Raw genomic sequence first — 11,954 nt, forward strand, 5'->3', positions numbered from 1 at the left:
TTACGAATGAAGCCTTCTATTGTCGCTAAATTGGAAGCATTACAAGAACGCCATGAAGAAGTTTTGGCTCACCTCGGGGATGCTGAAGTGATCTCTGATCAAGAGCGTTTTCGCGCACTCTCAAAAGAATATGCTCAACTGACCGATGTGACTAACTGTTTTAAAGCCTGGAAAAGTGTTCAGGATGATATCGAAACAGCCGAGATGATGCTTGATGATCCCGAAATGCGGGAAATGGCGCAGGAAGAACTCAAGGGCGCAAAAATTCGTAATGAAGAGTTGGAACAGCAACTGCAATTACTGTTATTACCAAAAGATCCGGATGATGAGCGCAACTGTTTCCTTGAAGTTCGTGCTGGAACAGGTGGTGATGAAGCTGCGATATTTGCCGGGGATTTATTCCGCATGTACAGCCGTTATGCAGAATCCCGCCGTTGGAAAGTTGAGATCATGAGCGCCAATGAAGGCGAACATGGTGGATATAAAGAAGTGATTGCCAAAATTTCTGGTGAGCAAGTTTATGGTCACTTGAAATTTGAGTCCGGTGGCCATCGTGTGCAGCGTGTGCCGGAAACAGAATCTCAGGGGCGTATTCACACTTCTGCTTGTACAGTGGCTATTCTGCCAGAAATTCCAGAAGCGGAATTGCCGGAAATCAGTTCAGGTGATCTGAAAATTGACACTTTTCGCTCCTCTGGTGCGGGTGGGCAGCACGTTAATACCACTGACTCTGCAATTCGAATTACTCACCTTCCAACGGGTATTGTCGTGGAGTGTCAGGATGAGCGTTCACAACATAAAAACAAAGCAAAAGCGATGTCTGTACTTGCTGCGCGTATTCGTGCCGCGGAGATGCAAAAACGTCAGGAAGCCGAGGCTTCTGAACGCCGCAACTTGCTCGGTTCTGGCGACCGTTCAGATCGCAACCGCACCTATAACTTCCCACAAGGGCGGGTTACCGATCATCGTATCAACCTAACGTTATACCGCCTTGAAGAAGTAATGGAAGGTAAACTGGATATGCTTATCCAGCCTATCATTACTGAATATCAGGCAGACCAATTATCCGCATTGTCAGAGCAGGATTGATGAATTATCAACATTGGCTCCAACATGCGGCTATGCAGTTGACTGAAAGTGACAGCCCTAAGCGTGATGCAGAAGTTTTATTGCAATACGTAACAGGGCGTTCCCGTACTTATTTGATTGCATTCAATGAAACGCCTATTTCCCTCGAAGAAGCTAGTCAGCTTGATGCTTTTCTGGCCCGTCGCATTCAGGGTGAGCCAATCGCTTATATTGTGGGGGAGCGCGAATTTTGGTCGTTGCCTCTTGCTGTATCGCCGGCAACCTTGATCCCACGTCCTGATACGGAATGCTTGGTTGAAAAAGCTCTGGAATTGCTGCCGGATTTACCGGCACAAATTCTGGATCTGGGTACGGGAACCGGAGCAATTGCATTGGCGTTGGCGAGTGAGCGGCATGATTGTCATGTAACAGGGGTGGATATCAATCCCGATGCCGTGGCATTGGCGAAATATAACGCTGAAAAAAATGCCGAAAAGTTACCTTTCCGCAATCAGCCTTTTCACAATGTGAATTTTTTACAAAGTGAGTGGTTCTCAGCAGTTGGGAAACAGCAATTTGATATTATTGTCAGTAATCCTCCGTATATTGATGAGCTTGACCCTCATTTGCGTGAAGGAGATGTCAGGTTTGAACCGGCCACTGCATTGATTGCCGCACAAAATGGCATGGCAGATTTGCAAACAATTGTGGAGCAAGCTCGCCACTTCCTGCTACCGAACGGATGGCTATTATTGGAACATGGCTGGAAACAGGGAATTGTTGTCAGAAACCTATTTTTGGAAAAAGGTTATCAACAGATAGCGACCTTTCAGGATTATGGTGGTAATGAACGTATCACGGTAGGTCGATGGAATAAAAATGAAAACCATAGTTAATTATGAATTCAATAATGCCTCCCTGATAGACGGTATTATTCTAGTAACACAGGCCATTCGTCCTGATTTTTCTCAAATATTAGTGACTGAGCAGTTAACAGCTTTGGTTGAAGAAGCCCGGCAAAAACTTTCCCCTGTGACTGGCACCAAAGAAAAATTGCAATTATTAATGACGCTTTTTTATCGAGAGTGGAAATTTCGCGGAGCGAATGGGGTGTATTGTTTGTCTGATACTCTATGGTTGGATAATGTATTACATTCACATCAAGGTGCTCCCGTAACATTGGGGATGGTGTTTTCACATATTGCTCAGGCACTGGCATTGCCCGTACAGCCGGTCATATTTCCGACACAGCTAATATTGCGGATTGATTTAACTGATGAGCCAGCATGGTTTATTAATCCTATGAATGGCGATACGCTCACCGAGCATACACTTGATGTCTGGTTAAAAGGTCATATTGGTCCAACAGTCGGCCTGAAAAACAAAGACTTACAGGGGGCGGATAACGCCAGTGTCGTGCGAAAAGCCACCGACACCATCAAAACTTCCTTAATGCAAGAAAAAAAGATGGAGTTAGCACTTAAAGCCAGCGAAATCGTGCTGATGTTTGACCCTGATGATCCGTATGAAATCCGCGACCGTGGGCTGATTTATGTACAGCTCGATTGTAGTCACATTGCTGTCTCAGATTTGAGCTATTTCGTGGAGCACTGCCCTGAGGATCCTATCTCAGAAATGCTGAAAATGCAGATTAACTCCATTGAGCAGAGAGCGATCATCCTCCATTAAATGTCGTCATAAACGGAATTTTTCTGCTCCTTATTTATTTTTTATGGACACCGCAAATTTATTTGCCCTTAACAAGAGAAGGTATAAGCATGCAACAGAAAGTGGTTAATATTGGTGACATCAAGGTCGCAAATGATCTGCCTTTTGTACTGTTTGGTGGTATGAATGTCCTTGAATCACGGGATTTGGCTATGCGTATTTGTGAACACTATGTGACTGTAACGCAAAAACTGGGCATTCCTTATGTTTTCAAGGCGTCTTTTGATAAGGCTAACCGTTCTTCGATCCATTCCTATCGTGGGCCGGGTTTAGAAGAGGGAATGAAAATCTTTCAGGAGCTGAAACAGACTTTCGGCGTGAAAATCATCACTGATATTCATGAGCCCGCACAGGCTCAACCTGTTGCTGATATTGTTGATGTAATTCAACTTCCGGCTTTCCTTGCCCGTCAGACCGATCTGGTTGAAGCGATGGCTAAAACAGGCGCAGTCATTAACGTCAAAAAACCTCAGTTTGTCAGCCCGGGTCAAATGGGCAATATCGTTGAGAAATTCAAGGAAGGTGGCAACGATCAGGTTATCCTGTGCGACCGTGGCAGCAACTTTGGTTACGACAATTTAGTGGTTGATATGCTGGGCTTTGGTGTCATGAAGCAGGCAACTAATGGCTCACCAGTGATTTTTGACGTAACTCACTCTTTACAGTGCCGTGATCCATTGGGTGCGGCTTCCGGTGGTCGCCGTTCACAAGTGTCTGAGTTGGCGCGCGCAGGCATGGCGGTGGGGATCGCGGGGCTGTTCCTTGAAGCTCATCCTGAACCAGAAAACGCAAGATGTGATGGCCCATCGGCATTGCCTCTGGCAAAACTGGAACCATTCCTGATGCAGATGAAAGCTATTGATGATGTGGTGAAAAATTTTCCTGAGCTGGATACCAACAAATAATCACTGAATCCGCCAGGAGTTTTTTGATACAGTTTGAATAAAGCGGTTACAGGCATGTTGTTCTGTAACCGCTGTTTTTTCATTTGCCTGATTTTGGGATACCTCACCCACAAGATGCTAACTTGTTTGCGTTGCCATGAATTTGTTGCTCAACATGCTGTACTACATAGGCGGCATCCTGATCGATCCCCAGGAAACGCCCGGAACCCCATGTATATAGCCACGGCAAACCAATAAACGTGACGTCTGGGTCAATGGTAATTCCACGGTCATGATTCGGATAACCATTAGTCTGGAAAATATCTAAATCAATCCATGAATAATCAGGTCTAAAACCGATACACCAAATCACTGAAGTAATATTTTCTTTTGCTAAATCAATGCTTGTGATTTCCTGCTCAGGATGCCAAACAGGTTGATACACTGATGCGGGTTCATTGGTTGCAATATTGTTTTTATCTAAATATTCATCAATTGAGGCATTAATCCGATTATAAGTGGCATCGGCACGGTCTAGGTTTTCTGACAAGTCTGGCCTAAACCAGAGTTGGCCGTCTTTAAAATCATCAAAACGTCCGAACAGTTGCATACCTTCTAAGGCAAATTTACGCAGGTCAATATCATGCCCACCATTACGACCGGTGACATAGTGGTTGGTACTATCACGTACTTCTTCACTATAACGATGATCTTTGACCGTGGTTTCGTAATAACCCATATCAAACAGCCATTTCACTACATCTTTGCCACGATAGAATCGAGCACAGCGTGGTGCATCACCTGTCGATAAATAAACTTTCTTGCCTGCCAGATGTAAATCTTCGGCAATCTGTGCGCCGGACTGCCCCGAACCGACCACCAACACTGCACCTTCAGGCAGTTGATTGACATTTAAATACTCTTCCGAGTGCATCACTTTTATATGCTCAGGCAAGGTATTGCTTAGTTTTGGGTAAATCGGCGTATGATACCCACCTGCTGCGATGACAAGCTGTTTGGCGGTAGTTATACCGTGATTGGTTTTAATGACAAACTTATGTGTTGCCACTTTTCTCACATGTTCTACCTGAATATCTAAAATGGCAGGGGGATTTAGTTTTTTAATAAATGCATCAAGATATTCCACTATTTCATGCTTTTTCATAAAGCCATCAGGGTCTTGCCCTTGGTAAGGATGTTCAGGCAATAAGCACTGCCAGTTAGGGGTCACCAAGGTAAAATTATCCCAACGTTTACGGCGCCAGCTATGGGTCAATTCGGGTTCTTTTTCCAGTACAACGTGGTTGATGCCTGCTTTCTGCAAATAGTGACTGATACATAAACCTGCCTGACCACCCCCCACAATCACCACATCATAACTTGGTTGTAATATTTGTTTTTGGATATTTAACATGGAACATCCTTCTCATTTATTCGTTATTTCAATGACTTCAATTTGAGCTTCTGGGCTTAGCCCGAAAATTTTGATTTGGCGTTTGATCATCGCCAGATTGTCCATGGCCGAACTACAGGCAAAACCATAACGTGCACGTACTCTTTCCGATGCGGCGTGCAGGCCATTTTCAACTTGATGCAAGAACTGCGTACTTGGATAACGCTGACCAATGAACAGATATTCATAAATCACCGTTGATGGAGAGTAATATTGACTCTGTTCTCCATTGGGCCACTTCACAGTAAAATTCACACTGGGCATAACATAGGCTCCTACTGACTCTTCGTCTTATTTGTCTTAATCTGTACGGGTTTGTCCTATAACTTTTCTTTAAAAATTAATTTCTTAGGGCTAATTTTTTTAAGGCATTGACATAACAAAAGCCGGTAAATTCTTGGCTGTTAAAATCCCAAAATATGCTGTGCTGTTTTTGTTGCTGCTGCTGTATTGCAACCACACCACTGACATTGGTTTCACCAATCACCGAACAGGTAATGCCCTGACTGTGAAATAGGCTGATGATTTCTTCGCATCTATCTGCATCGGCCGTCAGCAAGAAACCAAAACTGGGGAAAATTTGCAGCCATTTAAACCAATCCACATCATCAGGTTTAGGAATGGCATCTAAGTTGATATCTGCTCCCGATGCCGTAGCTTCGAGCAGCATCAACAAACTGCCTAAAATGCCGGCATTACTAATATCACGGGCGGAATAAGCAAGGTTTTCTTCTGCCAATTGTGGCAGCAAGGAAATTTGTGACCGTAAAATGTGGCCGGATACATGCTCAAAGCATTTCCAATAAGTAGTATTGGGGTGGAATTGTCCCTGTAGATTTAAAGCGATCAGAATTTTTTGTTGTGGCTTGACATGTAATACTGAGAGCAGTGTTCGCGCTATACCTTGAATCGCAACGGATAAAGCGGGTTGATAAACAGCTTCAAGATTGGTATGTCCACCAACTAATGGCACACCATAAGCATTACAAGCATCCTGCATACCTTGCATTAATTGCCGGGCATGTTCGCTACTGGTATGCCAAAGGCTGTTCACAACTGACAGTGCCCGCCCGCCCATAGCTGCAATATCACTAATATTCGCCATGACCGCTGACCATCCTGCAAAATAAGGATAATTGATCACAAAATTCGGCAACATCCCCTCACAGGCATGTAATACATATTGACCATTTAACGATTGATCATTTAATAGTGGATCATTTATTAATAGTGCCGCCGTATCATCTCCGGGGTAGGCATATAAACTGTCCAATGAATCCACGTGGCAAGTTGTATTGGCTGAAATACTGTGAAGCGCCTGCTTGGACTGCATAGCGGGAGTATGTCTTAGCATTTCGAGTAATAGATTGAGTTCCATCAGCATATTTCCTTCTGCATATAAACGTGCATCGGAATATGTTGTAACGGGTAGTTTTCAATCTGAGCCTGCATCAGTACATGGGGAATGTTGGCAATGGTCAATTGACGTAAACTATCCCAGCGCAACTTTTGGAAATAACGTTCATTTTGAGTTTGCACGGTGGCTAAGAAAGTACGACAACCTGCGTTTTTGGCGGTTGATACTGCTGCATTAATTAGCGCTTTACCAATGGCATGGTAATGACGATATGCAGGATCTACGCATAACCGCCCGCCATACCAAGTCTGACCGCCATCAGGGAAAATTCGTACTGCACCAATTACACGGTCATGTTCACCAAACATTTTCCCGATGGCAATAATGCCTAATGCTTTAAAATCGTACTCATCACGATCTTCTTTTAATATTTTCTGTTCATCGCGGAAAGTTGCTTCCCGTAAACGATAATATTGATATAGTTCCCAATCTTCCGACACAGTTTTGATGATAATGTCGTCGCTAAGAAATTTTTTCAGCCTTTCGTTTAGCTCAAGCTGCCAAGAACAGTGAAAAGGTTCCATCTCACATTCTCCTTATTCATATGCCTTCAGCGAAGAGCAGGCACCACATTTGGCACAGCCTGCTTGAGTACTTTCCGAGTTCAAGCCATGTTGTCTGAGTTGCCGGCCAATTTTCGGATAAAGCGACTGCATAAAAACCGGATCAGGTTTAGGATGATGTTCCAATGGGGTGCCCTGAATCGGCACAAACGGCACCACAAATGGATATACCCCAATTTTGGCTAGCTTGGCGGTCATCTCCACGATCTCCAGTTCGGTATCGCCCAAACCTGCCAAAATGTAGGTACTGACCTGTCCCCGCCCAAACACCGCAACGGCTGCGTTAAAAGCTGAAAAATATTTTTCCAATGATACTTCCGCTTTGCCGGGCATAATTTTCTGCCGTACTCTCTCGCTTACTGCTTCAAGGTGCATTCCAATCGATACAGCACCAACATCTTTTAAACGTTGAAACCATATAAAATCATCAGGTGGTTCACACTGTACCTGTATTGGCAAATCGACTTGCGCCTTAATCGCTTTAACCGAGTCATACAAAATTTTTGCCCCGCGATCTGCCGTATTTGGTGTACCTGTAGTGATCACCATTTGCTTGACACCATCCAGCTCAACGGCCGCTTTGGCGACTTCTGCCAATTGTTTCGGGTGCTTACGGATCAAAGTCCGGCCACCCTTTACAGATTGATCTATTGAGCAAAATTGGCATGCAGTTGCCTTATCATTCATACGAATGCAATGCTGTAACACCGTGGTTGCCAGTACATCACGGCTATGCAGGGTTGCAATTTGCTCATAGGCAATACCTTCAGCAGTTTTTAAATCATAAAAACGGGGGCGTGCAGGTGCAGTCAAGGTTGTTACCGGGATCTGGTTTTTAAGTACAATCACCTTATCGGAGCCCGGTTCAGGCTTTGCGGTATAGGGCGAATCTTGGGCTGCAAGATTCAGCACGGGAATCATCATGGTCTGTCCATTAAGGCTCAGTGCCTTATGGTCGCTTGGCCCTGCGCCCCCTTTACGGGACAATCCAAATTCGCCTTCCCATTTCAGGCCATGACATTGCAAATCCGTCAATAGCTGTAAATTAGGAACTTGTTGTATTGCAGACATCCTTACCCCCTCATTACTTGGGTTTAATCAATGCGATTTAGATATGTGCTTCATTGAATTTTGAAAGTTGTTCGAGGTGACTTTGATCTGATGTTTCAACTTTTAGTTCGTGTAATACATGTGTCGGACGACGATCGATCAATAAGCTGAACAATTCAGGACGGCTGTAATGCCCAACTGAATCCATCATGCGTTTGCGTTTATCAATCAGGCTGAAATCCAGATCGGCAATGCAATAACCTTCCCCTTGTGTGAGTGGTTCAGCTAAGAATTTGCCTTCAGGAGAAACAATGGCGGTAAAACATCCCCCTGAAATTGGAGAGATGCCACAGCCGGTATCCTGCATAATTTGTTGTTGTTGTTCGGGATGCAGCCATGCTGTGGTATTGACCACAAAACAGCCTGATTCTAAAGCGTGGTGTTGAATGGTTGCGCTGATTTGATCGGCAAAAACTTGTCCTACCAACGAACCGGGAAACATGGCAGCATGAATTTGTTCACCGTCTGCCATCAAGGCAAAACGTGCCAGTGGATTGTAATGCTCCCAACAGGCCAGTGAACCAACACGCCCAACAGCAGAATCAATGGCACGCAGGCCACTGCCATCACCTTGCCCCCAGACCATTCGTTCATGGTAAGTTGGTGTAATTTTGCGGCGATGCTGAATGATTGAACCATCAGCATTAAATAACAGTTGCGCGTTATAAATCGTACCGCCTGCACGTTCATTAATGCCAATTGACACTACCATGTTAGCCTCAAGGCAGGCTTGACCCATCTCTAAGGTTGCTTCGGAAGGTACAACTACTGATTCATTCAACAATTTTAAATGTTCTTTGCCCATGGCAAATGGTGGTTGTACAAAGGAAAAATAAGGGTAATAAGGCACTACGGTTTCAGGAAAGACGGCAAATTGCACCCCTTGTTTTCCAAGCTCTGAAATAATGCCACAGATTTTTCTTACCGTTGCGGCTTGGCTATAAAGCACTGGACTGCACTGCACTGCGGCAGCTTTAATGATTCGGTTCATGTCTTATTCCCCTGATATTATTTATGCTTACTTAGACAGTCCAAGTATCAATGATTAAGGCATTGTCACGACGCATCAGCAGTCTTAAGTCCATCACATCCAATGGATTAATGGGGCGAACTCCTGCAATAAGTGCTTTTTCGGTTTGACCATATATCGCTTGCAATGCAAAACGGCAGGCATAGACTTCACCACCTTCTTCCATGAAGGCTTTCAACTGGTTATTGACAGCCAAATGGCCCGGAAAAGCTTCCGCCCCCAAGGTTGGAAAACCACGTTGTATACCCAGCTGTACTCCGGGACCGTAGAGCAAGATTTTGGTTTCAAAACCCTTACGCAATAGACGTTTTGCCTGCAACATATTGATCAGGCCAATTGATCCTTCAAATGCGACGGTATGAAAAGTCACCAATGCTTTTTCACCTGGCTGGGCTTTGACGTCTTCAAACACTTTTTCTTCATAATCAACAAGAAAATCGCCATCTTTATATTGTTCAATATCAACTTTTGGCATAGCAGCTCCTAGTTCAAGGCTATTTTGGAATGAATTAACATGTGCTCTGCCTGTGTTAGTGCGAAAGCTGTGCCAAGTTATATTGAGGGAAGGTTATTTGTTTTTATCTAGTTGAAAAATATCATTTAATTTTTATTAAAGATTTTTCTGGGAGATAATTAGAACGGTTATAAAATTATAATTTTTCGTAGTATTACGAAATTTGATAGTTTCAATTATGAAGTTTCATAGTATTAATGCAGCAGAATGGTTTTTATTAAATGGTTTTAATTAAGTGATTTTAAACCGGCAGAACAATATGAATATGGCTGACTTTATTTCGGACTGGGTAACCTCCGAAGTCTCGATTCGCCCGTTGGTGTTTGAACACACATCACAGGCATTAATCGTATTAGATCCACATCAAAATCAGTTTATTGATGTGAATATCAGTGCCACTCAGCTATTGCGATATGAACGTCATGAAATTATTCAAAAAACAGTGACGTCTATTTTTGGTCATTTCAGCCAACTGCCAAACCTTCTGGCATTTACCGAAGAAGCTTTGGAAAAAGATTGGGCTTGGAACAATCAGCTGTATGCTTGTGATAAAAATGGTGGAAAAATCCAGTTGGATATTACTTCTATTTCATTACCTTATAAGAACAAAACATTGCTGATCTGGTCATTGATGGATATCAAAGCGTTAGAACAACGTCAATTGAATAAAAATGCTGATAACGTCATCTATACAGATTCAAAAGAATTTCAAGCCTTGCAGGAATTGTTTATTGATTCTGATACAGGCAAGCATTTATTACTGAGTTCAGTCGGTGATGGTATTTACAGTATCAACAAACAAGGATTGTGCACCTTTATTAACCCCGCCGGGGCTAAAATGTTGGGATTGCAGCCTGAAGATGTACTGAGTAACAATATCCATCAGATTCATCACCATACCCATGAAAATGGTGAACACTATCCTGTAGAAGAGTGCCCGATTTATGCAGCGGTACATGATGGTATTGTATATGAAGGCATTCAGGAAATTTTTTGGCGTCGTGACGGCAGTTACTTTCCGGTTGAATTTACCAGTACCCCTGTGATTCGTGACGGTGACATTATTGGCGCGGTGGTGGTGTTCCGCGATATTACTGATCGACTGAATACTGAAAAACAACTGACTTATGCTCTTGAAGAGTTACAAGATTTAAAAAGCCGATTAGAACAGCAAAATGAATATCTGCAAGAAGAAATTCTACAAGAAAATAAATATCATGAAATTGTCGGCAATAGTGCATCCATTTTACAGATTATTGAGAAAATTAAGGTAGTTGCTCCAACGGATGCCAACGTGATGATTTATGGTGATTCAGGTACAGGAAAAGAACTGATCGCCCGTGCCATTCATCAATCCAGTCATCGTAAACAGCAACCACTTATTCGTGTCAATTGTGCTGCCATTCCTTCGGAACTATTTGAAAGTGAATTTTTCGGCCATGTTAAAGGGGCATTTACCGGAGCCGTGCGTGACCGTGTTGGACGTTTTGAACTGGCAGATCAGGGCACATTATTTTTAGATGAGATTGGCGAAATTCAACCTGAGCAACAAAGTAAACTGCTGCGTGTGTTGCAAGAAGGAACCTTTGAGCGGGTAGGTGAAGAAAAAACTCGGTATGTAAACGTACGGATTATTGCGGCTACCAATCGTAATTTAAAAGAAGAAGTAAAACATAAACGCTTTCGCGAAGACCTGTATTTCCGTTTAAATGTATTCCCGATTTATTCACCGGCCTTACGTGAGCGCAAAGAAGATATTCCGCTTTTGGTTACACACTTTACCAAGTTGATTTGTGATAATCGTAAAATTAAATATCTGCCATTTTCACAAAGGCATATTTTGGAGCTACAACAATATGACTGGCCCGGCAATATCCGTGAGCTGCAAAATGTCATTGAACGTGCACTAATTACGGCAAAACAAGGTGCTGTTTCCTTTAAGTATTTGCTGGAGCAAGATCAACAACCTAAAACTCCACGTCAGAATATTCACAATGAAACTCAAAAAAACGAAGACGTATTGACCATAAAACAGCTCAAAGAATTGGAAATTAAAAATCTCTCACTTGCTGTTAAACAATGTCAGGGGAAAATTTTTGGTGATGATGGTGCAGCAATGTTATTGGGAATCAACCCAACAACATTGATTTCACGCTTGAAGAAATTGGGAATTGAATATTGAAAAAT

General features: G+C 43.1%; 12 protein-coding genes. 5 read left to right on the forward strand and 7 right to left on the reverse strand.

The features are described from left to right. Positions 1-6 precede the first annotated feature (6 nt). The 4 genes from prfA (at position 7) to kdsA (ending at position 3,701) form a co-directional block, all read left to right on the forward strand. Positions 7-1,089 carry a peptide chain release factor 1 gene (prfA, locus tag Xvie_RS10145; RefSeq protein WP_086109208.1) on the forward strand — a complete coding sequence of 361 codons (1,083 nt, stop codon included), beginning with the start codon at positions 7-9 and terminating at the stop codon, positions 1,087-1,089. Then, positions 1,089-1,964, forward strand: a complete 876-nt coding sequence (prmC, locus tag Xvie_RS10150) for a peptide chain release factor N(5)-glutamine methyltransferase (protein WP_086109209.1) — start codon at positions 1,089-1,091, stop codon at positions 1,962-1,964. Before prfA ends, prmC begins: the two co-directional genes overlap by 1 nt. After that, on the forward strand, positions 1,948-2,757 hold the full coding sequence (gene sirB1 / locus Xvie_RS10155; RefSeq protein ID WP_086109210.1) for an invasion regulator SirB1: 810 nt from the start codon (positions 1,948-1,950) through the stop codon (positions 2,755-2,757). The genes prmC and sirB1 overlap by 17 nt, the downstream gene beginning before the upstream one ends. Positions 2,758-2,846: 89 nt before the next feature. After that, positions 2,847-3,701 (forward strand): 3-deoxy-8-phosphooctulonate synthase, encoded by an 855-nt coding sequence (kdsA, locus tag Xvie_RS10160; protein WP_086109211.1) that lies wholly within the window; start codon positions 2,847-2,849, stop codon positions 3,699-3,701. Between the two features lie 103 nt (positions 3,702-3,804). Here the strand turns inward: kdsA and Xvie_RS10165 are convergent, their stop codons facing one another. From Xvie_RS10165 to Xvie_RS10195, 7 genes are all read right to left on the reverse strand, one after another. Further along, a complete protein-coding gene (locus Xvie_RS10165) occupies positions 3,805-5,094 on the reverse strand; it encodes an MSMEG_0569 family flavin-dependent oxidoreductase (protein WP_086109212.1) in 1,290 nt (429 codons plus the stop codon). A gap of 12 nt (positions 5,095-5,106) precedes the next feature. Next, positions 5,107-5,397 carry an MSMEG_0570 family nitrogen starvation response protein gene (locus tag Xvie_RS10170; RefSeq protein ID WP_086109213.1) on the reverse strand — a complete coding sequence of 97 codons (291 nt, stop codon included), beginning with the start codon at positions 5,395-5,397 and terminating at the stop codon, positions 5,107-5,109. 76 nt (positions 5,398-5,473) lie between these two features. Next, on the reverse strand, positions 5,474-6,511 hold the full coding sequence (locus Xvie_RS10175; RefSeq protein ID WP_244175568.1) for a sll0787 family AIR synthase-like protein: 1,038 nt from the start codon (positions 6,509-6,511) through the stop codon (positions 5,474-5,476). Further along, positions 6,511-7,074: an MSMEG_0567/Sll0786 family nitrogen starvation N-acetyltransferase gene (locus Xvie_RS10180; protein ID WP_086109214.1), complete on the reverse strand. Its 564-nt coding sequence runs from the start codon at positions 7,072-7,074 to the stop codon at positions 6,511-6,513. Before Xvie_RS10180 ends, Xvie_RS10175 begins: the two co-directional genes overlap by 1 nt. A 12-nt stretch (positions 7,075-7,086) precedes the next feature. After that, the gene (locus Xvie_RS10185; protein ID WP_086109215.1) at positions 7,087-8,184 is read right to left on the reverse strand and encodes an MSMEG_0568 family radical SAM protein; all 1,098 of its coding nucleotides are present in this window, start codon (positions 8,182-8,184) and stop codon (positions 7,087-7,089) included. 37 nt (positions 8,185-8,221) lie between these two features. Continuing rightward, complete coding sequence (locus Xvie_RS10190; protein WP_086109216.1) at positions 8,222-9,214, reverse strand: Nit6803 family nitrilase; 993 nt, start codon at positions 9,212-9,214, stop codon at positions 8,222-8,224. Positions 9,215-9,245: 31 nt separating this feature from the next. Next, entirely contained in the window at positions 9,246-9,728 is a 483-nt protein-coding gene (locus tag Xvie_RS10195; protein ID WP_086109217.1) for an MSMEG_0572/Sll0783 family nitrogen starvation response protein, read from the reverse strand. Positions 9,729-10,026: 298 nt separating this feature from the next. Here Xvie_RS10195 and Xvie_RS10200 point away from each other — a divergent pair, with 298 nt between their 5' ends. After that, complete coding sequence (locus Xvie_RS10200) at positions 10,027-11,949, forward strand: sigma 54-interacting transcriptional regulator (RefSeq protein ID WP_086109218.1); 1,923 nt, start codon at positions 10,027-10,029, stop codon at positions 11,947-11,949. Positions 11,950-11,954: the final 5 nt, after the last annotated feature.

The sequence above is a fragment of the Xenorhabdus vietnamensis genome (assembly GCF_002127535.1).
Classification (GTDB): Bacteria; Pseudomonadota; Gammaproteobacteria; order Enterobacterales; family Enterobacteriaceae; genus Xenorhabdus; species Xenorhabdus vietnamensis.

Excerpts from the sequence above, each read along its gene's own strand:
- prfA (WP_086109208.1), top strand. The coding sequence starts at position 7 with ATGAAGCCTTCTATTGTCGCTAAATTGGAAGCATTACAAGAACGCCAT.
- prmC (WP_086109209.1), top strand. The coding sequence starts at position 1,089 with ATGAATTATCAACATTGGCTCCAACATGCGGCTATGCAGTTGACTGAA.
- sirB1 (WP_086109210.1), top strand. The coding sequence starts at position 1,948 with ATGAAAACCATAGTTAATTATGAATTCAATAATGCCTCCCTGATAGAC.
- kdsA (WP_086109211.1), top strand. The coding sequence starts at position 2,847 with ATGCAACAGAAAGTGGTTAATATTGGTGACATCAAGGTCGCAAATGAT.
- Xvie_RS10165 (WP_086109212.1), bottom strand. The coding sequence starts at position 5,094 with ATGTTAAATATCCAAAAACAAATATTACAACCAAGTTATGATGTGGTG.
- Xvie_RS10170 (WP_086109213.1), bottom strand. The coding sequence starts at position 5,397 with ATGCCCAGTGTGAATTTTACTGTGAAGTGGCCCAATGGAGAACAGAGT.
- Xvie_RS10175 (WP_244175568.1), bottom strand. The coding sequence starts at position 6,511 with ATGGAACTCAATCTATTACTCGAAATGCTAAGACATACTCCCGCTATG.
- Xvie_RS10180 (WP_086109214.1), bottom strand. The coding sequence starts at position 7,074 with ATGGAACCTTTTCACTGTTCTTGGCAGCTTGAGCTAAACGAAAGGCTG.
- Xvie_RS10185 (WP_086109215.1), bottom strand. The coding sequence starts at position 8,184 with ATGTCTGCAATACAACAAGTTCCTAATTTACAGCTATTGACGGATTTG.
- Xvie_RS10190 (WP_086109216.1), bottom strand. The coding sequence starts at position 9,214 with ATGAACCGAATCATTAAAGCTGCCGCAGTGCAGTGCAGTCCAGTGCTT.
- Xvie_RS10195 (WP_086109217.1), bottom strand. The coding sequence starts at position 9,728 with ATGCCAAAAGTTGATATTGAACAATATAAAGATGGCGATTTTCTTGTT.
- Xvie_RS10200 (WP_086109218.1), top strand. The coding sequence starts at position 10,027 with ATGAATATGGCTGACTTTATTTCGGACTGGGTAACCTCCGAAGTCTCG.